The 21,987-nt window shown below is 72.7% G+C and carries 23 protein-coding genes, 1 tRNA gene and 1 pseudogene; 6 read left to right on the forward strand and 19 right to left on the reverse strand.

Going from position 1 to position 21,987, the window contains the following annotated elements; translation table 11 throughout:
* Positions 1–366: 366 nt before the first annotated feature.
* The 6 genes from ACWCP2_RS03180 to ACWCP2_RS03205 form a co-directional block, all read right to left on the reverse strand.
* Positions 367–654, reverse strand: coding sequence for a hypothetical protein (locus ACWCP2_RS03180; protein WP_450906856.1), 288 nt, complete (start codon positions 652–654; stop codon positions 367–369).
* 155 nt (positions 655–809) lie between these two features.
* Positions 810–896: transfer RNA gene (locus ACWCP2_RS03185), tRNA-Ser, on the reverse strand.
* 89 nt (positions 897–985) lie between these two features.
* Complete coding sequence (gene tadA / locus ACWCP2_RS03190; RefSeq protein ID WP_450906936.1) at positions 986–1,414, reverse strand: tRNA adenosine(34) deaminase TadA; 429 nt, start codon at positions 1,412–1,414, stop codon at positions 986–988.
* A gap of 77 nt (positions 1,415–1,491) precedes the next feature.
* Positions 1,492–2,067, reverse strand: coding sequence for a tRNA adenosine deaminase-associated protein (locus ACWCP2_RS03195; RefSeq protein ID WP_450906937.1), 576 nt, complete (start codon positions 2,065–2,067; stop codon positions 1,492–1,494).
* Positions 2,068–2,412: 345 nt separating this feature from the next.
* On the reverse strand, positions 2,413–2,586 hold the full coding sequence (locus ACWCP2_RS03200; RefSeq protein WP_405490721.1) for a hypothetical protein: 174 nt from the start codon (positions 2,584–2,586) through the stop codon (positions 2,413–2,415).
* A 137-nt stretch (positions 2,587–2,723) separates the two neighbouring features.
* Complete coding sequence (locus tag ACWCP2_RS03205) at positions 2,724–3,722, reverse strand: universal stress protein (protein ID WP_450906857.1); 999 nt, start codon at positions 3,720–3,722, stop codon at positions 2,724–2,726.
* Between the two features lie 193 nt (positions 3,723–3,915).
* Here ACWCP2_RS03205 and upp point away from each other — a divergent pair, with 193 nt between their 5' ends.
* Positions 3,916–4,551, forward strand: coding sequence for a uracil phosphoribosyltransferase (upp, locus tag ACWCP2_RS03210; protein ID WP_450906858.1), 636 nt, complete (start codon positions 3,916–3,918; stop codon positions 4,549–4,551).
* 62 nt (positions 4,552–4,613) lie between these two features.
* Here the strand turns inward: upp and ACWCP2_RS03215 are convergent, their stop codons facing one another.
* Together ACWCP2_RS03215 and ACWCP2_RS03220 are read right to left on the reverse strand one after the other, a co-directional pair.
* Positions 4,614–5,267 carry a LytR C-terminal domain-containing protein gene (locus ACWCP2_RS03215; protein WP_450906859.1) on the reverse strand — a complete coding sequence of 218 codons (654 nt, stop codon included), beginning with the start codon at positions 5,265–5,267 and terminating at the stop codon, positions 4,614–4,616.
* 133 nt (positions 5,268–5,400) lie between these two features.
* Positions 5,401–5,697 carry a type II toxin-antitoxin system VapB family antitoxin gene (locus ACWCP2_RS03220; RefSeq protein ID WP_112446725.1) on the reverse strand — a complete coding sequence of 99 codons (297 nt, stop codon included), beginning with the start codon at positions 5,695–5,697 and terminating at the stop codon, positions 5,401–5,403.
* A gap of 88 nt (positions 5,698–5,785) precedes the next feature.
* Here ACWCP2_RS03220 and ACWCP2_RS03225 point away from each other — a divergent pair, with 88 nt between their 5' ends.
* Positions 5,786–7,369 carry a helicase HerA-like domain-containing protein gene (locus ACWCP2_RS03225; protein ID WP_450906860.1) on the forward strand — a complete coding sequence of 528 codons (1,584 nt, stop codon included), beginning with the start codon at positions 5,786–5,788 and terminating at the stop codon, positions 7,367–7,369.
* A 77-nt stretch (positions 7,370–7,446) separates the two neighbouring features.
* Positions 7,447–8,382: a glucose-6-phosphate dehydrogenase assembly protein OpcA gene (gene opcA / locus ACWCP2_RS03230; protein WP_450906861.1), complete on the forward strand. Its 936-nt coding sequence runs from the start codon at positions 7,447–7,449 to the stop codon at positions 8,380–8,382.
* Here the strand turns inward: opcA and ACWCP2_RS03235 are convergent.
* Positions 8,328–8,804 (reverse strand): cupin domain-containing protein, encoded by a 477-nt coding sequence (locus tag ACWCP2_RS03235; RefSeq protein WP_450906862.1) that lies wholly within the window; start codon positions 8,802–8,804, stop codon positions 8,328–8,330. The two genes, opcA and ACWCP2_RS03235, sit on opposite strands and share 55 nt — an antisense overlap.
* Positions 8,805–8,858: 54 nt before the next feature.
* A complete protein-coding gene (locus ACWCP2_RS03240; protein ID WP_450906863.1) occupies positions 8,859–9,533 on the reverse strand; it encodes an HhH-GPD-type base excision DNA repair protein in 675 nt (224 codons plus the stop codon).
* Between the two features lie 108 nt (positions 9,534–9,641).
* Between ACWCP2_RS03240 and ACWCP2_RS03245 the strand changes: the two genes are divergently transcribed.
* Positions 9,642–10,454, forward strand: coding sequence for a VOC family protein (locus tag ACWCP2_RS03245; protein WP_450906864.1), 813 nt, complete (start codon positions 9,642–9,644; stop codon positions 10,452–10,454).
* A 40-nt stretch (positions 10,455–10,494) separates the two neighbouring features.
* On the opposite strand, the gene ACWCP2_RS03250 is transcribed toward ACWCP2_RS03245, so the two are convergent.
* The 4 genes from ACWCP2_RS03250 to ACWCP2_RS03265 all read right to left on the reverse strand — a co-directional run bounded on the left by ACWCP2_RS03250 (position 10,495) and on the right by ACWCP2_RS03265 (position 15,179).
* Entirely contained in the window at positions 10,495–10,842 is a 348-nt protein-coding gene (locus tag ACWCP2_RS03250; protein ID WP_450906865.1) for a DoxX family protein, read from the reverse strand.
* A gap of 136 nt (positions 10,843–10,978) precedes the next feature.
* A complete protein-coding gene (locus tag ACWCP2_RS03255; protein WP_450906866.1) occupies positions 10,979–11,425 on the reverse strand; it encodes a molybdopterin-dependent oxidoreductase in 447 nt (148 codons plus the stop codon).
* 116 nt (positions 11,426–11,541) lie between these two features.
* A complete protein-coding gene (locus ACWCP2_RS03260; protein WP_450906867.1) occupies positions 11,542–14,346 on the reverse strand; it encodes a molybdopterin-dependent oxidoreductase in 2,805 nt (934 codons plus the stop codon).
* Positions 14,343–15,179, reverse strand: a complete 837-nt coding sequence (locus ACWCP2_RS03265) for an FAD binding domain-containing protein (RefSeq protein WP_450906868.1) — start codon at positions 15,177–15,179, stop codon at positions 14,343–14,345. The genes ACWCP2_RS03260 and ACWCP2_RS03265 overlap by 4 nt, the downstream gene beginning before the upstream one ends.
* A gap of 279 nt (positions 15,180–15,458) precedes the next feature.
* Here ACWCP2_RS03265 and ACWCP2_RS03270 point away from each other — a divergent pair, with 279 nt between their 5' ends.
* Positions 15,459–16,946 carry a helix-turn-helix domain-containing protein gene (locus ACWCP2_RS03270; protein WP_450906869.1) on the forward strand — a complete coding sequence of 496 codons (1,488 nt, stop codon included), beginning with the start codon at positions 15,459–15,461 and terminating at the stop codon, positions 16,944–16,946.
* A 20-nt stretch (positions 16,947–16,966) separates the two neighbouring features.
* On the opposite strand, the gene ACWCP2_RS03275 is transcribed toward ACWCP2_RS03270, so the two are convergent.
* Positions 16,967–17,368, reverse strand: coding sequence for a TOBE domain-containing protein (locus ACWCP2_RS03275; protein WP_450906870.1), 402 nt, complete (start codon positions 17,366–17,368; stop codon positions 16,967–16,969).
* A 132-nt stretch (positions 17,369–17,500) separates the two neighbouring features.
* Between ACWCP2_RS03275 and ACWCP2_RS03280 the strand changes: the two genes are divergently transcribed.
* Entirely contained in the window at positions 17,501–18,382 is an 882-nt protein-coding gene (locus ACWCP2_RS03280; protein WP_450906871.1) for a universal stress protein, read from the forward strand.
* On the opposite strand, the gene ACWCP2_RS03285 is transcribed toward ACWCP2_RS03280, so the two are convergent.
* The 4 genes and pseudogenes from ACWCP2_RS03285 to ACWCP2_RS03300 all read right to left on the reverse strand — a co-directional run bounded on the left by ACWCP2_RS03285 (position 18,379) and on the right by ACWCP2_RS03300 (position 21,920).
* Complete coding sequence (locus ACWCP2_RS03285) at positions 18,379–19,152, reverse strand: ATP-grasp domain-containing protein (protein ID WP_450906872.1); 774 nt, start codon at positions 19,150–19,152, stop codon at positions 18,379–18,381. The genes ACWCP2_RS03280 and ACWCP2_RS03285 overlap by 4 nt on opposite strands.
* A 20-nt stretch (positions 19,153–19,172) precedes the next feature.
* Positions 19,173–19,256: pseudogene (locus ACWCP2_RS03290) on the reverse strand (type II toxin-antitoxin system VapB family antitoxin); the annotation flags it as partial.
* An 82-nt stretch (positions 19,257–19,338) separates the two neighbouring features.
* Positions 19,339–21,039, reverse strand: coding sequence for an aspartate-alanine antiporter (gene aspT / locus ACWCP2_RS03295; protein ID WP_450906873.1), 1,701 nt, complete (start codon positions 21,037–21,039; stop codon positions 19,339–19,341).
* Between the two features lie 101 nt (positions 21,040–21,140).
* Complete coding sequence (locus tag ACWCP2_RS03300) at positions 21,141–21,920, reverse strand: SDR family oxidoreductase (RefSeq protein ID WP_450906874.1); 780 nt, start codon at positions 21,918–21,920, stop codon at positions 21,141–21,143.
* Between the last annotated feature and the right edge of the window lie 67 nt (positions 21,921–21,987).

Raw genomic sequence — 21,987 nt, forward strand, 5'->3', positions numbered from 1 at the left:
TGCGCTGTCGGCCTCCCCAACCGGTCCTGCAAGGTCGGCAGAGTCTAGCCCGTCGTGTTCGAACACTCACCTGGCCTTTAAGGACCAATGGCCTCGCCGCACAGGCCCTTTGCCGGTGTGCCGGCGGCCCCGGAAGGCGCAGGATTGAACACAAGCCCACCGGTTCTGGCAGGAAATCGGTGAGCGAGGGACAGGACCTCACTGCGGGGTCCGAGCCGCAAGCTTCCCCCCTGACTGCGGCTTGGACTGGCAGGTTCCGTCCTCATCGGGGGAAGTGGCTTGTCCCCCCGATGCCACTTCCCCCGTCCCAACCGTTGAAGGTCCCGGCTCAGGCCGGGGCCTTCTTCGCGTTGTCCGGACGGTCCGCTACTCCAGCCCGCCGGCCAGGTCCGCGATCGGCTGGACCGGGGCGATCACGGGCGCGAGCTGGTTCGGCAGCTCCATCAGCTGGTTGAGCTGGTTCAGGCCGCCGCTGACCTGTCCGCCGATCTCCTGCACCGAGGACGGGCTGGCCCCCTCCGGCATGCCCTGCGGGGCCGGCAGGTCCGGGAGGGTGAGCGGGGAGACCGGGGCGGCGGAGGCGGCGGGAGCCGCGAGGCCCGCGGCGGCCCCCGCGAGGGCGAGGGCGGCGAGGATGCGCTTGGTCTTGGTCATGCCGTGACAACGGCCCAGGGCGCGGGCGGTCACGCGGATGTCCCTCGGACGCCATATCCCCGGGAACCCCGGGAACCCCGTGCACCCCAGGCACCCCGTGCACCCCGGAAATGCCGAGAGCCCCGACCCTTGCGGGGCGGGGCTCTCGATCAGAGCGGTAGCGGTGGGATTTGAACCCACGGATAGCTTGCACCATCACACGCTTTCGAGGCGTGCTCCTTCGGCCGCTCGGACACGCTACCGAGAGAGAGCTTAGCCCAAGGAGACCCGTGCTCTGAAATCCATTCGCCCGGAACCCGCCCGGAACCCGCCCGGAACCCCTCCGGACCCCTCAGAGGTCGCGGAAGAAGTCCGTGAGCCGGCGCGCGCACTCCCCCGCGAGCACGCCCGCGATCACCTCGGGCCGGTGGTTGAGCCGGCGGTCCCGTACGAGGTCCCACAGGGACCCGGCCGCGCCCGCCTTCTCGTCGGACGCCCCGTAGACGACCCGCGCCACCCGTGACTGCACGAGGGCGCCCGCGCACATCACGCACGGCTCCAGGGTCACCACGAGGGTGCACCCGGGGAGCCGCCATTCCCCGAGGGCGGCGGCGGCCCGGCGCAGCGCCAGTACCTCGGCGTGTGCCGTCGGGTCTCCGGTCGCCTCCCGCTCGTTGTGCCCGGTGGCGAGGAGCGTGCCGTCCGGGCCGAGCACCACGGCGCCGACCGGCACGTCGCCGGCCGGCACCGCCCGGGCGGCCTCCCGGAGCGCCAGGCGCATGGAGTCCTGCCACGGGTCCCGTACGGGATCGGGCGTGTACGGGGTGGGGTGCGGGGTGTGGTGGTGCGCGGGGATCACTAGCGGACGGCCTCCAGGACCTCGGTGGCGCCGAGCGATTCGGCGATCTCCGAGAGCGCGTCCCCGTCCAGGGTCATCAGTTGTTTGTTGCTCACCCCGAGGTCGTCGAGCAGCCTGGGGTCGCCGAGCGGGCCGGCGGGCGCCGGTTCGGCCCCGGCCCGTACGTCGTCCGCGTCTTCGTCGTCATCCTCCTGGTCTCTGTCGGCGGATCCGCCGTCCGGGTAGGAGGCGACGACCTCGTCCTCGCCGTCCTCGGTGCCGTCGAGGTCCAGCTCGTCGAGTTCGTCGTCCTCGTCGTCCTTGCCCAGCAGCTCGTCGGTCAGCATCGAGCCGTAGGAGCTGCGGGAGGCGGCGGAGGCGTTGGACACGTAGAAACGCGGGTCCTCCTCGCCGTCCACCCGGACGACCCCGAACCAGGCGTCCTCCTGTTCGATGAGGGCTACCACCGTGTCGTCGTCGACAGAGGCGGAGCGGGCGAGATCGATCAGATCACTCAGAGACTCGACATCGTCGAGTTCCATGTCGCTCGCTTCCCACCCGTCTTCGGTGCGCGCGAGCAGTGCGGCGAAATACACCGTGACTCTCCCACTGGTCATAGGCGTGCCGGTTGGAGTTCCCCCCGGCCGGAGGTGGGTGGGGGGTGGAACGGTCGCCGTGCTCACCGTTTCGTACCCCGCCCAGTCGGCATCGTGGCAGAAACGGAGCCAATGCGAGAGGTCTTCCGCGCCGTGGCGCTGGCCGCGCGTGTTGTACGGGGCCTCGTGCGGGGGGCGGGACGGCGGCCGGGCGGGGGCCGGGCGGCGGCCGGGAGGGACCCCGGCGGGGCCCTCGGCGGGGCTCACCGCAGCCTTCACGACGGCCCCCACGACAGGGCGCACGTTAGGGCGCACGACACGGCTCACCACGGGGCTCACCAGGTCTCACCAGCGGAAGGTGCGCATGCGCATCTGCTGGCGCATGCGGGCGGCGCGGGCACGCCTGGGCTGCACCCGGTCGCGCAGTTCCCGTGCCTCGTTCAGGTCACGGAGGAACTGCGCGCGCCGGGCTCTGCGCTGCGCCGTCGTCTCCAGTGGCTCGTGATCGTCGTCGGGCATGGGTCACCGCCCCTGGCTGGTCCGGTCCGGTCCGTCCCCCCGAACCCCACCTTCCCTCGGACCGGCCGTTTGATGCCACCTTCTGCCACGGCTCGGCAGGAATTCAGTCGGATTCCGACAAACCCGGCTCGGCGGACTCAGCGGATTTCCGTGGACTCCGTCGATTCCGCCGGCCCCGTGGACCCCTCGGCCGCCTCCGGAGACTCCGCCAGCGTCGGGACGATCGCCACCGGCCCGTGCGCGTGCTGCAGCACCGCGTTGGCGACGGAGCCGATCATCAGGGACCGGATGTGCCGGCGCGGGTGGTGGCGGCCCACGACGACCAGGGCCGCCGATCTCGAGGTGGCCACGAGGCGCCCGGCGGCGTCCCCGGGCACCGCGGCCTGCTCGACGGGCACGGTCGGGTGCCGCGCCCGGAACGGCGCGAGGCGCTCCGTCTGGGAGCGGAGCATCTCCCGCTCGGCCGGCACCGCGTTCTCGTCCTCCCCCACCAGCGCCTCCGGCGGGATCACCGCGAAGGGGCTGTCGATCACCATCGTCGGCGACGGCGGGATGCTGTACGCCGAGACCACCTGGAGCGTGGTGCCCCGCGCGGCGGCCTCGGCGAAGGCGAATTCCAGTACGTTGTCGGGCGTCTCCGCGGCGTGCAGCCCCACCACGACCCGCCCCGCCGAGGCCTCGGCGGCCGCGTCCACCCCGCGCGCCTCGTGCGCGACCACGACCACGGGGCAGGCCGCGCTGGTGGCCACGGCCCGGCTGTTGGAGCCGAGCAGCAGGGCGGCGAAACCGCCGCGGCCGCGGGAGCCCATCACCAGCATCCGGGCGCCCTCCCCGATGTCCCGCAGGGCTTCCGGGACGGAGCCCTCCAGGGACTCGTAGCGGACTTCGGAGGGCAGCTCGCCCCCCTTGGCCAGATGGGCCCGTATCCGTACGCTGACGGGGTCCTCGGTCTCTTCCGGCTCGGTGCGGTCCTGCAGGGAGGAACGGCGTGCCGCGTACAACTGCGCGCTGTCGGACAGCACGTGGGCGACGACGAGCCCGGTGCCGTGGCGCACTGCCGCAGCCCTTGCCCACTCCAGGGCCTTGAGGCTGTGTTCGGATCCGTCTACGGCGGCGATCACCATTGCGTGGGTCATCAGTCCAGCGTGCTGGGGGTCCGGGCGGGTCGCATCTCCAGCGCTTTCCGGGCGTGGCCGCCGCTTCGGGCGCGAAGGGGTGGGCGCAGCGCGTAGCCTTTTGGGTGTGGGTCGCGTGTTTGCGGCCGTTTTCGCAGGTAGCGGCGGTGCGGGTCGCAGCTTTTGCCGCGGCAGCCAAGTCTTGGAGGATGTTGTGCGTTTGCAGGTCGTGGATCACCCCTTGGTGGCGCACAAACTCACCACTCTGCGCGACAAGCGCACCGACTCCGCCACCTTCCGGCGCCTCGCGGACGAGCTGGTGACCCTGCTCGCGTACGAGGCCACCCGGGACGTGCGCACCGAGCAGGCCGACATCGTCACCCCGGTCGGCCCGACCACCGGTGTGAAGCTCTCCTACCCGCGGCCGCTGGTCGTACCGATCCTGCGCGCCGGTCTCGGCATGCTCGACGGCATGGTGCGGCTGCTGCCGACCGCCGAGGTCGGTTTCCTCGGCATGGTCCGCAACGAGGAGACCCTGGAGGCCTCCACGTACGCGACGCGCATGCCGGAGGACCTCTCGGGCCGCCAGGTCTACGTGGTGGACCCGATGCTCGCCACCGGCGGCACGCTCGTCGCGGCGATCCAGGAGCTCATCAAGCGCGGTGCGGACGACGTGACCGCGGTGGTGCTGCTGGCCGCGCCGGAGGGCGTCGAGGTCATGGAGCGCGAGCTGGCGGGCACGCCGGTGACGGTGGTGACGGCCGCGGTGGACGAGCGGCTCAACGAGCAGGGCTACATCGTGCCGGGGCTGGGCGACGCGGGCGACCGCATGTACGGCTCGGCGGAGTAGCGCAGTAGCGGGGCAGTTGTGAGGAAGCCCGGTCCCCGAGGGGGCCGGGCTTCGTCATGCGGTCAGCACTTCTTGGCGGGCGCGGGCTTGGGGTTGGCCAGGAGGGCGAGGGCCTTGTCCGCGTCGGCCTTCGGCGTGAGTTCCTTGAAGGCGTCGCCGAGGATCAGGTCGATGTCGCCGGTCTCGCGGGTGTCGGTCTGCTGGGTGGCGCCGGCGAGGTTGGTGCCCAGGACGGAGAAGGCGGCCTTGTCCGTCTGCGGCGAGCCGACCAGTATCCCGGCGCCCGGGACCTTCTTGTCGAAGTCGGCGGGGGCGTTGCCGACCTTGCCGATGGTGAACCCGCGGCTCTTGAGCTCATCGCCCACGGCCTTGGCGAGCCCCGCGCGCGGGGTCGCGTTGTAGACGTTGACCGTGATGCCGCCGGGCGGCGGGAGGGCGACCTGCGGCGCGGCGGAGGCCGGCGCGGCGGAGGAGCCCGCCTTGGGGGCGGGGGTGGCGCAGTCCTTGGCCGCGGCGGCGGTTTTGCGTTTGTCCGCGTCACCGCCGAACACGTCGATGAGCTGCACGGCCCCGTAAGCGATCAGGGCGAGCCCGATGATCGATCCGAGCACCACGAGGACGATCCGGCGGCGGCGTCGAGGGCGGGTCATGCGGGGGTAAGCCGCTCCCGTGACCTTGTACTTTCCGCCCATGCCAGGGGGAGTGAGCATGCTCATGTGCGCAGCGTAATGCCGACCGCTGCCGATGCCCACCGAATCATCTGTTGATAGGGCAAGGCTGACCCGAAAGGCGCAACCGGGACCTATCCGACAACCGGACGGGGTGGGTCGGCCCGGCCGTGGGGGCGGTTCAGCCCAGTTCGAGGACGCGCGCGTGCAGGACCTGGCGCTGCTGGAGCGCGGCGCGGACGGCGCGGTGCAGTCCGTCCTCCAGGTAGAGGTCGCCCTGCCATTTCACGACGTGGGCGAAGAGGTCCCCGTAGAAGGTCGAATCCTCGGCGAGCAGCGTTTCGAGGTCGAGCTGGCCCTTGGTGGTCACAAGCTGGTCGAGCCGGACCGGGCGCGGGGCGACATCCGCCCACTGACGGGTGGTTTCCCTGCCGTGGTCGGGGTACGGCCGCCTATTTCCGATGCGCTTGAAGATCACACGGAAAGCCTACCGGGCACGGGCCTGCGGGCGCAGCCTTGCGATGACGGTGCAAAGGTGGCAGACAGTGCTATTTCGGGAGTGATAAATGAGCCAGAGCACCGACTCCGCGTCCCCTGCCACGTCCCCCGCCGACCAGATCGCCGCGGGGTACGCCTTCACCGGACCCGCGCTCGATCTGGGGGCACTGCTCTGGGACGGGGCCTGTCTGCCCGAGCACCAGATCCGCATCCCGCTGTCGATGCTCAACCGGCACGGACTGGTCGCGGGCGCCACGGGAACCGGTAAGACCAAGACGCTGCAGCTGATCGCCGAGCAGCTGTCGGCCAACGGCGTTCCGGTGTTCCTCGCGGACATCAAGGGCGACGTCTCGGGGATCTCCGCGCCCGGCGCGGCCAACGAGAAGATCGGGGAACGCGCAGAGGAGGTGGCCCAGGAATGGGAGGGCACCGGATTCCCCAGCGAGTTCTACTCGCTCGGCGGGATCGGCCCCGGAATCCCGCTGCGGTCCACCGTGACGAGCTTCGGCCCGGTCCTGATGTCCAAGGTGCTCCAGCTCAACCAGACGCAGGAGCAGTCGCTGGGACTGATCTTCCACTACGCCGATGCCAAGGGCCTGGAGCTGATCGACCTCAAGGACCTGCGGGCCGTCGTCGCCTTCCTCGTGTCGGACAAGGGAAAGCCGGAGCTCAAGGGCATCGGCGGACTCTCCACGGTGACCGCCGGAGTGATTCTGCGGGCGCTCACCGCCTTCGAACAGCAGGGGGCCGCGGAATTCTTCGGGGAACCCGAATTCGACACCAGTGAATTCCTCCGGACGGGGGCGGACGGGCGCGGACTGGTCTCCGTCCTGGAACTCCCGGCGGTCCAGGACAAACCGCAGCTCTTCTCCACCTTCCTGATGTGGCTGCTGGCGGACCTGTACTCCGACCTTCCGGAAGTCGGCGACCTGGAGAAGCCCAAGCTGGTCTTCTTCTTCGACGAGGCGCACCTGCTGTTCAACGGCGCATCCAAGGCCTTCCTCGAAGCCATCACGCAGACCGTCCGGCTGATCCGTTCCAAGGGCATCGGCGTCTTCTTCGTCACCCAGACCCCCAAGGACGTGCCGGCCGACGTGCTGGCGCAGCTCGGCAACCGGGTGCAGCACGCCCTGCGCGCCTTCACCCCGGACGACGCGAAGGCGCTGAAGGCGACGGTGAAGACCTTCCCGAACTCCGCCTACGACCTGGAGGAGCTGCTGACCCGGCTCGGGACGGGCGAGGCGGTGATCACCGTGCTCAGCGAGAACGGCGCGCCGACCCCGGTGGCGGCGACCCGGCTGCGGGCCCCCCAGTCGCTGATGGGGCCGATCGACGCCGGCGCGCTGGACCAGGCGGTGAAGTCCTCGCTGCTCTACTCGCGCTACGCGGAGCCCGTCGACCGGGAATCGGCGTACGAGAAGATCAGCGCCGAGCAGGCGGCGGCGGAGGCGGAAGCCGAGGCGGCGGCGGCCGCGGCGGAGGCCGAGAAGCAGGCGAAGGCGGCCGCGAAGGCCGCTCCGAAGCCGGACCCCTCGCTGGCGGAACAGGTGGTGGGCAGCGGCCTCTTCCGCTCCCTGGCCAGGTCGATCGGTACGCAACTGGGCCGCGAGATCTCCCGCTCCATCTTCGGCACGGCCAGGCGGCGCCGCTGACGCTCCCGCGGGCGGGGATTCCCCGCTCGCGGGGCATTCCCGCTCCGGGGCCCCGCGGGGCCTGCGAGACTCGGAGCATGCGGACCGAACTCACGGACACGACCTCCAGCAAGGTCAACCGGGCCCTGCTCGACGCGCGACGAGCCGTCGGGAGCCCCACGATGGGGCTCGTGCTCAACCTCCTCGTCGTCACGGACGAGGAGAACGCCTACGACGCCGTCCGCGCGGCCTCCGAGGCCTCGCGCGAGCATCCCTGCCGGATCATCGCGGTCATCAAGCGCACCGCGCGCGGCTCGCACCGGCTGCGCCGCAGCCGGCTCGACGCCGAGCTGCGGGTCGGCGCCGACGCCGGATCCGGGGAGATCGTGCTGCTCCGGCTGCACGGGACGCTCACCGAGCACGCGGGCTCCGTGGTGCTCCCGCTGCTGGTGCCGGACGCGCCCGTGGTGGCCTGGTGGCCCGCCGACGCCCCGGACGCGCCCGGCCGGGATCCGCTGGGCGCGCTCGCGCAGCGGCGGATCACGGACGCCGAGGCGGCCGCCGACCCGGTCGCCGCGCTCGACGCCCGGGCCGGCGCCTACGAGCCCGGGGACACCGACCTGGCCTGGACCCGGCTCACCCCGTGGCGCTCGCTCCTGGCCGCCGCCCTGGACCAGAAGCCGCTCCCGGTGACCGGCGCGGCGGTGGAGAGCGAGCCGGGCAACGCGAGCTCCGAGCTGCTGGCCCGCTGGCTGGAGGACCGGCTCGGCGTGCCCGTGGAGCGGGTGGAGACCGGGGGCCCGGTCATCACCCGGGTCCGGCTGACGACCTCGGCCGGGGAGATCCGCGTGGACCGCCCGGACGGGGTCCTGGCCACCCTGCTCCTGCCGGGCAGCCCCGACCGCAAGGTCGCGCTGAAGATCCGCAGCAGCGCCGAGCTGATAGCCGAGGAACTGCGCAGGCTCGACGCCGACGAGATCTACGCTTCGGCGCTGCGCTTCAGGCGGCCGGCCCAGGCGTCGCTCTCCGCGTAGTGGTTGTCGTAGACGGGCTGGCTGTCGATGATGTCCTGCACCGTGGCCTCGCCGGCCCGGACCCGGCCGAGCAGCCGGTAGTAGTCGAAGCGGCCCATGCCGGGCGTGAAGCCGACGAAGACCTCGGCGGTGCTGTCCGCGGCCGGGGCGAAGGCGTGCTTCACGCCGGGGGGCACGGCAAGGAAGTCGCCCTTGGTCAGGGTGTGTATCTCGTCGCCGAGCAGGACGTCGAGCGTGCCGTCCGTGACGTGGAAGAACTCGGTCGCCTTGGTGTGGTAGTGCACCGGGGCACCCGCCGCACCGACCTCGAAGGTGGCCGTGTTGCAGGTGAGCTCGGCGGTGTCCGTGAGCAGCGTGATCAGGCTGCCGGGGCCGTCGGAGATGATCTCGGCAGCGGCGGCGCGCGTCAGGTTCTCAGTCATGATCACGAGCTTAGGGGCAGGGTCTGACAACGGGCGCGGAACGCGCACGAACCGTCAATTCCGTTTGGCGGTACGGCTGGTGGCGGCCTTCTCGGCCTTCTCGGCGTGCCCGGCTTTCGCGGTGGCCTTCGCGGCGGCCTTCGCCTCCTGCTTGTGCGCCCGTACTTTGGCCAGCGACTCCGGGCCGGTGATGTCGGCCGCCGACCGGTGGACGTTCGCCGCTCCGTACCCGCCGGCCGCCTCGCGCCAGCCGCGCGGCCGCACCCCGAACCGCTTGCCGAGCAGCGCCAGGAAGATCTGCGCCTTCTGCTCGCCGAAGCCGGGCAGCGCCCGCAGCCGCGCCAGCAGCTCGGCGCCGGTCCCCGCGTCGGCCCACACCGCCGCCGCGTCCCCCTCGTAGTGCTCCACCAGGTACGCGCACAACTGCTGCACCCGCTTCGCCATCGCGCCCGGGTAGCGGTGCACGGCCGGCTTCTCGGAGAGCAGCGCGGCGAAGGCCTCCGGGTCGTGGGCGGCGATCGCGTGCGCGTCCAGGTCGTCGGAGCCCAGGCGCCGGGCGATCGTGTACGGCCCCGAGAACGCCCACTCCATGGGCACCTGCTGGTCCAGCAGCATCCCGACCAGCGCGGCGAGCGGGCTGCGCCCCAGCAGCTCGTCGGCCTCCGGCTGCTGGGCGAGCCGGATGGTGACGGTCGTGTCCTTGCCGTTCTTGCTGTCGCTGTCGTTCATGACTCCAGGGTCCCGCGCGCGGGTGCTCCCCGCGCGATTGTCGGACCCCGCGCCTAGCGTGAGTACCGAGACGGGTCACGTCGTACACGACACAGGAGTCGATCGATCATGGCTGAGTTCACGGAAGGCGCGCCCTGCTGGGTGGACGCGATGTTCTCCGATCTGGAGGGCGCGAAGACCTTCTACGCCGACGTGCTGGGCTGGACCTTCGGGGAGTCCAGCAGCGAGTACGGGAACTACACGCAGGCCTACTCCGACGGCAAGGCCGTCGCCGCCGTGGTGCCGCCGATGCCGGGGGCGGAGGGCCAGTCGCAGTGGTGCCTCTACCTCGCCTCGCCCGACGCGGAGGCCACCGCGGCGAAGATCAAGGCGGCCGGCGGACAGGTCCTGATGGAGCCGATGCAGGTCGGTTCCTTCGGCTCGATGGCCATCGCGCAGGAGCCGAGCGGCGCCGTCTTCGGGGTCTGGCAGCCGGGCGACCACAAGGGCTTCGAGAAGATGGGCGAGCCGGGCGCGTACTGCTGGGCCGAGTTCTTCTCGCGCGACGTGGCCAAGCCGGACGCGTTCCTCCCGCAGGTCTTCCCGTACGGGGCCCAGCAGATGGACCTCGGTGACGACCCCGAGGCGGCCGGGATGGACTTCAAGGTCTTCAGCCTGGGCGGCCCGGAGAACCCGGTGCTGGGCCGGATGAACATGGGCACCGACTTCCCGCCGGAGATCCCCTCGTACGTCCAGGTCTACTTCGCCGTCCCGGACTGCGACGAGGCGGTCGCGAAGACCCGGGCCCACGGCGGCACGCTGCACTTCGGCCCGATGGACAGCCCCTTCGGCCGCTTCGCGGCGGTGGCGGACCCGCAGGGCGCCGCCTTCGCCGTGATCGACGTGGCGAAGACGGTCGGCGAGATGCCGAAGTTCGCCTGATGGACCCCCGCGCCTGACGGAGCCCTCGTCCGGCGGAGCCCTACGCGGCGAGGCCGAGGGCGAAGGCGGCGACGACCGGGGCCGCGTAGATCACCGGGAAGGGGACGTGGGCGTAGGCCCGGGCCCGGACCACGGTGATCACGGCCCCGGTGTAGTAGAGGACCAGGCCGATGCCGGCGGCGACGCCGAGGGCCGGGACGAACAGGCCGGCCAGCAGGCCCAGGGCTCCGGCGGCCTTGGCCGCGCCGAGCGGGGTCCACCAGGCCCGGGGGACCCGGTACTGCTCCATGGCCTCCACGACCCAGGGGGCGCGGCGCAGGAGCGAGTAGCCCGAGAAGCCCGACATGGCGGCGGCGAGGACGGTGACGACGGTGGCGGCGATCTGCATGGCGGGCTCCTTGGTGGGTGCTTTTTCGTTCCTCACCGCACTGACCCGCGCCGCCGCACGGGTGTGACAGGAACCGCGAGAATTCTTTTCCCGCCCTCTGCCCTCCGCGCCCTACGTGCCCTCCGTGGCCTACCCCCTACAGGCCCAGGCTCGGCGGTGACAGCGCGCCGAACCACACGTGCGTGACCGCGCTGACGTAGCGCGCCCCGCACCGGTCCGACGGGACCACCAGCTGCGCACCCGCCTCGTCGAGGTCCTCACCGTCGAGGCGGGTCGCCAGCAGCACCGGGTTCGCGCCGAAGTCGGCGTCCAGCTCGGCCCAGGACAGCATCGAATGGTGTCCGTCCCCGCCCGTCACGGCGAGCAGGAACCGCGAACGGTCCTTGCGGCGGCGGGCGTCGAAGGCCGGGCCGGCGTCCGAGATGACCTCCCGGAGCAGCGGGCCCTCGAACACGTGGTGCTGCGGACCGTTCGTCGCGCAGTCGAACGTGACCGCGGCACGGTGCTGTGCCCAGTCCCGCAGGTCCGCGACGCTGAGCGTCGCCGGGTGGTCCAGGTCTCCGTGCAGCATGAGTTTGGCCATGGGTCACTCATTCCCGGCGCCGTGTCCCGCGGAACCTCATCTGCAAGGTTGGTGGCATGATATGAGCCGCAACTATGCGGGAGTTGGTCACATCTGCCTGGCAGATCACGCACGCATCAGGATCGGCCGCCCGCCGCGTGCATCTTCTGCCAGACCACGTCCCGCGTCACCGGCATCTCCGTGAAACGGATCCCCGTCGCGTCCCGCAGCGCGTTGGCGAAGGCGGGGGCCACCGGGTTGAAGGGGCTCTCGGACATGGACTTGGCGCCGAGGGGGCCGATCGAGTCGGAGGTCTCCATGAAGTGGACCTCCGTGCGCGGGACGTCCGCGTACTGCGGGAGGCGGTAGCGGCGGAAGGCGGCCGTGGTGACCTCCCCGCGCTCGTCCACCCGTACGGTCTCGAAGAGGGTGGCGCCCAGGGCCTGGGCCACGCCGCCCTCGACCTGGCCGCGGCACTGCATCGGGTTCATGACCTTGCCGGCGTCCGCCGCGTGGACGCTGCGCAGGATCTTCATCTCCCCCGTGTCCGGGTCGACCGCGAGGCGGAACCACTGGGCGTTGAAGGCCACCGAGCGCGGGGAGCCGCCCCAGTGGCCGTCGGCGGCGATCTCGTCCAGCCTGCCCTTGTCGTACGCGGCCTCGTACAGCTCCTTGAGGGTGACGACCCGGCCCGCGCAGTCGAAGGCCTCGGCGCCCAGCGTGCACAGGTGCCGGGCCACGCCGGTGTGGCGGGCCGCGAAGGTCTTGAGGCGCTCCGCGAGGGAGTCGGCGGCCAGCATCACGGCCTTGCCCGCCACCACCGTGCCGGCCGAGCCGAAGGCCCCCGTGTCGTGGCGGACCACGTCCGTGTCCGACTGGCGCACCGCGATCCGGTCGACCGTGGTGTTCAGTGCGCCGGCGGTGATCTGCTTGTGGACGGTGGTGGTGCCGTTGCCGAACTCCGCGGTGCCCACGGCGATGTCGTACGTGCCGTCGCGCAGCAGGCTGATCCGGGCGTCGGCGTAGTGGCCGCCGGGCGGGCCGGTCGCGATCATCGCGACGGCCGTGCCCGTGCCGGTGAGCCAGCCCGCGGGGACGTCCTCGTGGCTGCGGTCCTCGGCGATGGCCTTGCGCACGACGTCCATGCACTGCTTCATGCCGTACGAGGCGATGAAGAGGTCCTCCTCGTGGCCGATCGGGGTGACCATGTGGTCGCCCGGGCCGATGACGTTCTTCTCGCGCAGTTCGAGCGGGTCCATGCCGAGCCGGATGGCGAGCTCGTCCATGACGGATTCGAGGGCGAAGAGGACCTGGCCCAGTCCGTAGCCGCGGAAGGCGCCCGCGGGCACGCCGTTGGTGTAGACGGAGTACGCCTCCACTTCCTTGTTCGGCGCCTTGTACACCGCGAAGGACTCGCCGACGCTGTGGAACATGACGGCCGGGCCGTGGTTCCCGTAGGCGCCGGTGTTGGAGAGCACGCGGATGCGCAGCGCGGTCAGGGTGCCGTCGGCCTTGGCCCCGATCTTGATGGTGATCTTGAAGGGGTGGCGGGTGGTGGCACCGTAGAACTGCTCGGCCCGGGTGAATTCGAGTTTCACCGGGCGCCGCAGCTTCAGGGCGGCGAGGACCACGATGTCCTCGGTCAGCATCTCCTGCTTGCCGCCGAACCCGCCGCCCACGCGGCCCGCGACGACGCGGACCTCGTCCTCGTTCAGGCCGTAGAGGGCGCACAGCGCCCGCCGGGTCAGGAACGGCGCCTGCGTGGAGGAGCGGACGGTGATCCGCTCGCCGTCACCCTCCTCCTTCGGCTCGAAGTACGCGACGCTGCCGTGGGTCTCCAGGCTGGCGTGCTGCACGCGCTGCGTCTGGAAGGTCTCCTCGTAGACGACGTCGGCCTCCGCGTACCCCTTCTCCATGTCGCCGAGCGTGTTGTGGACCTCGCCGCACACGTTGTTCTCGGCGCGGAAGATGCCCGACTCGGGTCCCTTGGGATGGATGACGGGCGCACCGGGCAGCATCGCCTCCTCCGGGTCGATGACGTGCGGGAGTTCCTCGTACGTGACCACCACGCGGCGGCAGCCCTCCTCGGCGGCCTGCTCGGAGTCGGCGACGACGGCCGCCACGCGCTGCCCGACGAAGCGGACCACGTCGTCCAGGACACGGGTGTCCATCGGGTCCTCGGTGGGGTGCTCGTGGCGGGCACTGGAATACAGGTGGTCGGGGGCGTCGTGGTGGGTGAGGACCGCGTGCACGCCGGGGACCTGGAGGGCGTCGGCGGTGTCGATGGAGACGATGCGGGCGTGCGGGTGCGGGGAGCGCAGCAGCTTCATGTGGAGCAGGCCGGGGACGTTGACGTCGAAGGTGTAGCGGGCCGTGCCCGTGACCACCTGCGGGCCGGCCGGAGCGCCGAGGGACTTGCCGACGGCCTGGCCCGCCTCGGGGGTTTCGACGTGCTTCACGCCGCGTACGGCGTCCTCGATGGCGCGGTACCCCGTACAGCGGCAGATGTTGCCCTTGAAGGCGCGGGGGAGGTCGTCGAGCTTGCCGTCGTCGTGGGCGCTGCCCCGCTCGGCCTGGAGGGCGGAGGTGGTCATCAGGAACCCGGCGGTGCAGAAGCCGCACTGGAAGCCCTGGGCGTCGAGGAACTGCTGCTGGACGGGGTGGAGTTCGCCGCCGGGCGAGCAGAGTCCCTCGACGGTGGTGACGGAGCGGCCCTCGGCGCGGACGGCCGGGTAGAGGCAGCTGTGGACCGGCTGCCCGTCGACGTGGACCGTGCAGGCGCCGCAGTCTCCCTGGTCGCAGCCCTTCTTCACGCCGAACCAGCCGCGCTCGCGCAGGTAGGTGCGCAGGCACTGGCCGGCGCGGGGCTCCTCGGTGAAACGCTGCTCGTTGATGTCGATCGCGTAGTCGCTGCTGCGGCTGTTGCTACTGCTGCTGGTCATCGCAGTCCCTCCGGAGCGTCGTCGCCCGTCAGTTCGCGGCGGACCTCCTCGGCCAGGCGTAGGCCCATGTGGCGCCGCCAGGCGGGCAGTCCGTGGATGTCGTCGTACCACTCGTCGGGTCGGACGGTGTCGTCGATCGCCCGGCGCAGTTCGGCCGCCGTGGGCGGCAGCGCGAACCAGAAGCGGAAGGGGCGGGTGGTGGCCGCGGAGACCGTGACGGCGAGCGAGCCGTCCTGGGGGTCGTGGGCGCCGGTCACGAGGGCGCCGGAGCGGCCGAGTCCGTAGAGGGAGGCCTGCCGGAAGGCCGTACGGGAATCCAGGGCGCGGGCGGGCAGCCGCACCGAGCGCAGCAGCTCGCCGTCGCGCAGGTCCTTGACGCCGGCTCCGAGGATGAAGTCGGTGACGGGCAGGCGCCGGGTGGAGCCGTCCTGGCCCTGGAGGAGGACGGTTCCGTCGAGGGCGGCCGTGAGGGAGATCATCGGCCCGGCGGGGAGGCCGTTGCAGAGGTTGCCGCCGACGGTCGCCATGTTCCAGATCTTGAAGCTGGCGAGGAAGGCCCGGCAGCACTGTTCGAAGAGCGGCGCGGCCGTGGTGGGCAGGGTCCGGGCGAAGCGGGACAGCTCGGTGATGGTGCAGGTGGCGGCGATGTCGAGGGAGCCGTCGGGCTGCCAGGACAGGGGCGGCCAGCCCATCCGGGAGAGGTCGACGAGGCGGCGGATGTGGGGCTGGGGCTCGGAGAAGAGGTACGTCCCGCCGCCGAGCCAGGCGTCACCCGGACGCCAGGGTTCGCGGCGGCGTGCGTCGCGTACGTCGAGCACCGTATTGAGATCCATTTCCCGCCAACCTTTCCGTCGCCGTCTCGTCGTCCGCCGTCTCGCGGGCCGCTGCGGTCCGCCGTCGTTTTCTCGCCGTTCTCGCCGCCCGCTTCAGTGAAACAACGGGCCGGGCTCCGGGACGACTGGTCCCCGGCACGGAAAAACACCAGGGCCGACGGGGTGTCCCTGGTGGATCATCCAAGAGGCTGTTCGGATGGTTGCCCTTGCATTTACCATGGCAAGCCTCATATTCGCCTCGCGATTGTGGGCTGCCACCCGCCGCAAGGAGTCCCCGCCATGCACGTCCTCGACCTACTCCAGACCGACAACCTCGGCCTCACCCTGCTGTGGGGCGAGCAGTCCCTTCTCGGCCAGGAGGTCAGCGGGGTGACCGCCACCGACCTGGAGGACCCTGGCCGGTTCCTGGGCCCTGGGGAGCTCGTGCTCAGCGGCCTCGTCTGGTGGCGTCCGGGGGCCTCGGCCGCCGCCAGGACCGACCGGTTCGTCGCCGCACTCGCCGACGCCGGAGCACGGGCGCTGCTGGCCGGCGAGGAGACGCACGGCGGGGTGCCCGAGGAACTCGTCGCCGCCTGCCGCGCCCACCGCATGCCGCTGGTCGCGGTCCCCGCGCAGACCAGCTTCCGGGCCGTCACCGAAGCGGTGTACCTGCGCCAGTGGGGCGACCTCAGCAGGCGCCCGACCCGGCACTTCGCGCTTCCCGAGAACGTGCGCAGCGAGCTCAGCCGGCTCCTGGAGGGCGGGGCCGGGCCGGCGGAGCTGCTGGACCGGGCGTGCGCGCACCTGGGCCGGCTGCCCTGCTACCTGCTGACCGCGAGCGGCCGCACGGTGGCCCGTACCCCCTCGGCGCCCGCGATCCCGGCGCAGCGGGCCGCCTCCGCCGCCAAGGGCGGGGTCTCGCTGGGGGTCGAGAGCGAGGGTTCCCCGTACGACGCCTGGCTGCTGCACGTCCCGGACGCGGACGCGGCGCCGCCGCGGGTGCTGCACGAGATCGCCGAGGTGTTCGCGCAGTACCGCGACGGCCGGGCCCGCCCGGCGGCCGCGCGGCGGGCCGCCGCGGGGGAGTTGCTCGCCCTGGTGGCGGCCGAGGCCGAACCGGACCTCCTCGGCGCAGCCCTCCAGGCGGCCGGTCTGCCCGCGGGGGGCCCGTACCGCGTGGTGACGGCCACCGACGGGGACGCGCTGGCGGAGGCACTGGAGCACCTGGAGGGCGCCCGGTGGGCGGCGGGCCCGGGCGGGGCGGTGCTGTACGAGGGCCCGGAGGGGTGCCCGGACGCGGCCGATGCCGCGGGGGCCGGTGCGGCCGATGCCGTCGCCGACCGGCTGCGCGCGGTGTGGCCGCTGCTCCAGGCGTGCGCGGCACCGGGGGCCGACCTGCGGCTCGGCGTGGGCGCGCGGACGGCTTCGGCCGAGGGGCTACGCGCGTCACTGTGCCAGGCGCGCTTCGCGCTGACGGCGGCGGACGCGGAGGTCGCGGTCCGCGGGGTCGAGCAGCTGGACACCCTGGCCGAACTGCTGTCGGGCGTCCCGCCGGAGGTCCGGGGGGTGTTCGGCGCGCGGACGCTGGGCTCGCTCGGGGACGGGATGCTGAGGGAGACCCTGGAGGTGTTCCTCGCGAACAACTGCTCGTGGACGCGGACGGCGGAGGCACTGCACCTGCACGTGAACACGGTCCACTACCGGATCGAGCGCGTGGAGGCCCTGACCGGCCGCGACCTGTCCCGCCTCGACCACAAGCTGGACCTGTACGCGGCGCTGCGCTGCTAGGCCGTGAGCAGGACGGCGGACTAGAAGGCCAGGTCGATGTGCACGTCCGTGGACTTCACCCGGGCCGTCACGGTGACCCCGACCGCTATGCCGAGCTCCTCGACCGACTCCCGGGTCACCACGGAGACCAGGCGGTGCGGGCCCGACTGGATCTCGACCAGGGCCGCGACCTCGTCGACCCGGACGGCGGTGACGATCCCGGCGAAGGAGTTGCGCACGGAGGTGGCGGCCGCCTTCCGCGGCACCGGATGCAGTCCGGCGGCCCGCTCCTTGGCGAAGGCGGCCAGGGCCACCCCGTCGACGGTCCGCGCCCCGTCGGGCGCCCGGAGGGCGGGCAGACGCCCCCCGTCGGCCCATCGGCGGACGGTTTCGGGGCTCACGCACAGCAGGCCGGCGGCCTGCCCCATCGAGTACGAAGGCACGCGCGCAGCCTAGTGGCGCGCCCGGCCCCGGCGGGCCGCTCCGATCAGGAGCAAACGTCACCTCACGGGGCAAAGGGGGCAATGAGCGTAGCGTCGTAGGAGCGACCGGAAATGCGAAAGAGGGTGCCGCCGATGTCCGTCCCGTCCGCCCAGCCTGAACCGACCACCCCGCCCACCCCGACCACTCCGCCGGGGCTCCCCGCGCTCCCCGTCCTCGCCGGGTTCGACGGGTCGCCGCGCAGTCTCGCCGCCGCCCGGTGGGCCGCCCGTGAGGCCCTGACGGCCGGGGCGCCGCTGCGGCTCCTGCACGTCGGCCAGGCCTGGCCGACCGTGCAGCCGATCTCCATGGAGTTCCAGCCCGTGCTCGGCGCGAGCGAGCACGCGGCGCGGACCGCGCTGTCGGCCCTCGCCGAGGAACTCCGCGCCACCCACCCGGGCCTGACCGTCGAGACGGCCACCGCCGAGGGCGGACCCGGCAACGAGATCCCCCGCGCGGCCGCCGAGACGAAGGCCGGGCTGATCGTGCTCGGCGCGAGCGGCGAGGACCGGCACGTGGTGCCGCAGCTCGGCTCCACCGCGCTGCACGTCGCGGGGCACGCCCAGGTGCCGGTCGTCCTGGTACGGGAGCCCGTCGCGCGCGCACCCCACGGACGCGGGGTCGTGGTCGGGGTGGACCCGGCGGGCGACCACGGCGCGGTGCTCGACTTCGCGTACGCCTGGGCGGCCCGGCACGCCCTCCCGCTGCGCGCGGTGCACGCGGTGCCCTCGGGCCCGGCGGACCCGGAGCCCCTCGAAGCGGCGGTGGCCGCGGCCGGCGCGCGCCACCCGCGGGTGGCGGCCACCTGCGTGACCCGCCCCGGCGACCCGGCGAAGCTCCTCCTCGAGGAGTCCGACGGGGCCGACCTCCTGGTCGTAGGCCGCCGCCACCACCGCCCCCTCCACGGCATGGGCCCCACGGACCACGCGGCCGCCCACCACGCCCACAGCCCGGTCGCCCTGATCCCCCACGGCTAGGCCGTCAGAAACCCGAGGTCGGCCTCCGTGACCAGGTTCCGGGGGCCGGCCGAGCGCAGCACCACGTCGAGGACGCGCTCCGGATCGGCGGCGTAACAGTTCGAGAACCACGCCATGTTGGCCTCCACGGCCACCACGGTCCCGCCCGCGAAGCCGATGTCGACGGTCACGGCGCTCGGCAGGGCCGCACCCGCCACCGCGAGCAGCCGGGCCGCGAAGGCGCGTACCTCCCCGGCCCGCGGATCCTCGTCCAGCGCGGCGGGGTCCAGCCGCCCGTGCACGGCGTAGCGGCTCCCGGCGGCGATCTCCCCGTCCAGCAGGAACAGCCGGTACTCGGCGGCGAAGTCCACCACCCCGGAGACCAGCACCGGGGTGTCCGGCGGCAGTTCGGGCAGCGCGGCGCCGTCCGCGTACACGGCGGCGGGGAAGGACTTCTCGCGCGGCGGTTTCACGAAGGCCGGCTCGCGCAGGGTCTCCCGGGCCTCGCCCAGGCTCGTCAGCCGGATCCCGCGCCCGGTGGCCCACTCCGGCAGCCCGGCCAGCCAGCCGTCCGGCGGCTCGAGCAGCCCGATCGCGAGCGCCCCGGCCACCCGCGCCCCGGCCGCGGGCCCGCCGCACCAGTGCACCCGGCGCCCGGCCAGCCCCCCGGCACCCTCGTCGAGCCCCCGCACCTCCATCCCCCGCCGCCCGGCCGCCCCGGCGAGCAGCCCGGCGGTCGTGGTGCGCTGCGCGGGCACCAGGAACACCGGGTCGTCCACGGGGCGGCTCACCACCGACGGGTCCCTCTGCCGGTGTCCTGCGCGGTGCTCGTGCCGAGTGCTCGTGCGGCGCCGGCGAGCAGTTCGTCGTCGAGGTCGATGACGGTCCGGCTCACGTGCCACCTCCTTCACCGTGGCGGGGATGCGGTCGACGTCTCCGAGTGTGCCTGCCGAGGGAGGGTGGCGTGGCGGAAACCCTCACCGCCGCAGCAGCACGATCACCGACCCCCACATCGTCAGCAGGACGTTGCCCAGGGCGTACGGGACCGTCGTCCCCAGGGCCGGGATCTGGCTGCGCGCGCGTTCCGTCAGGGCGCCCAGCGCGGCCGTGGTGGTCTGGGCCCCGGCCAGGGCGCCGAGCAGGATCGGCAGGGGCAGGCGCTGCACGAAGTGCCCGTAGGCGAATCCGGCCAGCAGCGGCACGGTCGTCACGGCGGCGCCCCAGAGCAGCAGCGGCCAGCCGGCTTCGCGCAGGCCCGGGACGAAGCTCGGGCCGGCGTTGAGGCCGACGACCGTGACGAACACGCACAGCCCGAGCGTGCCCATCAGCCACTGCGCCGCCGACGGCAGGTTCCCGTAGGTCGGGTACTTGCTCCGGATCCAGCCGAAGACCAGCCCCATCAGCAGCGCCCCGGTGGAGGTGGACAGCGACAGCGGCGCGCCGGCCGCGTGCAGCGCCGGGATGCCGAGGCAGCCGCCGAGGAAGAGCCCGAGCGCGATCCACACCATGTCCGTCGCGAAGCTGGTCGGCACCGGCTTGCCCAGCACCGCCGCGGCCGCGTCCACCCGGTTGCGCGGCCCCGTGAGGACCAGGGTGTCGCCCCGCTCCACGGTGCTGTCGAGCCGCACCCGCAGGTCGGCGCCGGCCCGCCAGTGCCCTTCGACGAAGACGCCCGGCATGAACTCCTCGTGGCGCAGGGTGCGGATGGTGCGGCCGCTGAGGTTGCGGTCGGTGATGACCACGTGGAGGGATTCGGTGCGGTAGGCGAGCAGTTCGAAGTCGTCCGTCTCCATCCCGATGTGCGTGCGCGCGTCGTACGCGACGAGGTCGCCGCGGACCGCGCTGACGGCCAGGATGTCGCCCAGCTCCACCCGGGTGCTGGGCGTGTGCTCCAGGATCTCCCCGGCGCGGCGCAGCCGGGTGATGTAGAGCCGCCGCCCCGCGGCCTTCTGCTCCGCCTCGAAGTCCCCGATCGTGCGCCCGGCGAAGGCCGCCACGTCGACGGCGTACGCGCGCAGCACGTGCTTGTAGTAGCCCTCCCCGGCGTCGGGGTCGTCCTCGGCGGCCTCCAGGTCGGCGGCGAGCACGACGCTCTCCTCCGCCAGGTCGCGGCGCAGCAGGCGGGGCAGGATCCCGGCGAGGAGCAGCGCGGGCAGGACCGTACCGAGGGGGTACGTGACCGCGTAGGCGACGGCGATCAGATGCGACTGGTCCCGGGCCTCGGCGGCGCTGACGCCGGGCAGGTGGGCGATGGCGTCGGAGCCGACGCCGATGACGGCCGACTGGGTGAGGCCGCCGCCGAGCAGACCGGCGGAGAGGCCGGTCCCGTAACCGGCGAGGGTGGCGCAGGCCCAGGCGGCGGCGAGTCCGGTGACGCAGACGATGAGGGCGAGGACGACCTGGGGGAGGCCGTCCTTGCGCAGGGCGCGGAAGAACTGCGGGCCGACGTCGTAGCCGAGGGCGAAGAGGAACATGAGGAAGAAGACGGACTTGATCGGACCGTCGATCTCGACCTTGGCCTGGGAGCCGATGACCAGGCCGGCGACGAGGCAGCCGGTGACGGCGCCCAGCGCGATGGATTTGTACCGGACGCGGCCGAGCAGGAAGCCGACGGCGATGGTCAGGAAGATCAGCAGCTCGGGATAGGGCTGGAAGATCTCCTTCCTGAGCCAGTCCATCCCTGCCTCCTCCGGTGCCTCCCGTGCCTCCTCGGCCGTCTCGGGCAACGGTATGTGCGGGTATGTCCCCCCGCACGTCCAGCAACCCGGGCCGCGGCGGGTCAGCGGGCGGCGACCCGCTCGGCGAGGTACTGCTCCCAGGTGCGCACCCCGACCGCGTTCGCGGGGGCGGTCAGGTGGCCGGCCCGCCAGGCGGCCCCGACCTTTCCGGGGATCCGGACGGGCAGCACGGCGCGGCGCTTGCCGGCGGCACGCAGCCAGTCGCGGGCGAGCCGGCCGGCGGGGTGCACGGCCGGTCCGGCGACGTCGGGCACCCGGCCGGCCGGGGCGCCGAGGGCCAGCTCGACCAGCCGGTCCGCCACCTCGCCCGCGTCGACCGGCTGGCAGTCGGTGCCGGACGGTACGAGGACCACCGGGAGCTTGGACAGGGCGCCGAGGGCGAGGTCGAGCAGCCCCGGGAACTGGGTGGCCCGCAGGGTGGTCCAGCCGATCCCCGAGCCGGCGAGCAGCCGCTCTCCCTCCAGCTTGACCCGGTAGTAGGGGTAGGGGATCCGGTCGACACCGACGATCGAGATGTTGACGACGTGCTCGACGCCGGCCCGCTTCCCGGCCTCCACCAGGTGCCGCAGGCCCGGGAGGTCGTTCTTGTGGTGCCGGATGTCGCTCGCGCAGTGGATGACCGTGACGACGCCCGCGAGCGCCGCGTCGAGCCCGGCGCCGGTGGTCAGGTCTCCGGTGCACCAGTCCACCCCGGGGTCCTCCGGCAGGGCGGTCCGGCGCGTCAGCGCACGGACCGGACGGCCGGTGCGCCGGACCCGCTCCAGCACCTCGCGGCCGAGCATGCCCGTCGCACCGGTCACCATGATCGTGTCGTTCTCCATCAGTCCCAGCCTTCCCGGCCGAAGCCGCCGCCGCGGCCGCCGCGGCCGCCGTCACCGGGGAAGAACC

Source organism: Streptomyces sp. NPDC002104 (assembly GCF_053593795.1).

Coding starts and splice junctions, on each gene's coding strand:
- ACWCP2_RS03180 (WP_450906856.1), bottom strand. CDS start 654: ATGACCAAGACCAAGCGCATCCTCGCCGCCCTCGCCCTCGCGGGGGCC.
- tadA (WP_450906936.1), bottom strand. CDS start 1,414: ATGCGCCTGGCGCTCCGGGAGGCCGCCCGGGCGGTGCCGGCCGGCGAC.
- ACWCP2_RS03200 (WP_405490721.1), bottom strand. CDS start 2,586: ATGCCCGACGACGATCACGAGCCACTGGAGACGACGGCGCAGCGCAGA.
- ACWCP2_RS03205 (WP_450906857.1), bottom strand. CDS start 3,722: ATGACCCACGCAATGGTGATCGCCGCCGTAGACGGATCCGAACACAGC.
- ACWCP2_RS03215 (WP_450906859.1), bottom strand. CDS start 5,267: ATGAGCATGCTCACTCCCCCTGGCATGGGCGGAAAGTACAAGGTCACG.
- ACWCP2_RS03225 (WP_450906860.1), top strand. CDS start 5,786: ATGAGCCAGAGCACCGACTCCGCGTCCCCTGCCACGTCCCCCGCCGAC.
- opcA (WP_450906861.1), top strand. CDS start 7,447: ATGCGGACCGAACTCACGGACACGACCTCCAGCAAGGTCAACCGGGCC.
- ACWCP2_RS03235 (WP_450906862.1), bottom strand. CDS start 8,804: ATGACTGAGAACCTGACGCGCGCCGCCGCTGCCGAGATCATCTCCGAC.
- ACWCP2_RS03240 (WP_450906863.1), bottom strand. CDS start 9,533: ATGAACGACAGCGACAGCAAGAACGGCAAGGACACGACCGTCACCATC.
- ACWCP2_RS03245 (WP_450906864.1), top strand. CDS start 9,642: ATGGCTGAGTTCACGGAAGGCGCGCCCTGCTGGGTGGACGCGATGTTC.
- ACWCP2_RS03250 (WP_450906865.1), bottom strand. CDS start 10,842: ATGCAGATCGCCGCCACCGTCGTCACCGTCCTCGCCGCCGCCATGTCG.
- ACWCP2_RS03255 (WP_450906866.1), bottom strand. CDS start 11,425: ATGGCCAAACTCATGCTGCACGGAGACCTGGACCACCCGGCGACGCTC.
- ACWCP2_RS03260 (WP_450906867.1), bottom strand. CDS start 14,346: ATGACCAGCAGCAGTAGCAACAGCCGCAGCAGCGACTACGCGATCGAC.
- ACWCP2_RS03265 (WP_450906868.1), bottom strand. CDS start 15,179: ATGGATCTCAATACGGTGCTCGACGTACGCGACGCACGCCGCCGCGAA.
- ACWCP2_RS03270 (WP_450906869.1), top strand. CDS start 15,459: ATGCACGTCCTCGACCTACTCCAGACCGACAACCTCGGCCTCACCCTG.
- ACWCP2_RS03280 (WP_450906871.1), top strand. CDS start 17,501: ATGTCCGTCCCGTCCGCCCAGCCTGAACCGACCACCCCGCCCACCCCG.
- aspT (WP_450906873.1), bottom strand. CDS start 21,039: ATGGACTGGCTCAGGAAGGAGATCTTCCAGCCCTATCCCGAGCTGCTG.
- ACWCP2_RS03300 (WP_450906874.1), bottom strand. CDS start 21,920: ATGGAGAACGACACGATCATGGTGACCGGTGCGACGGGCATGCTCGGC.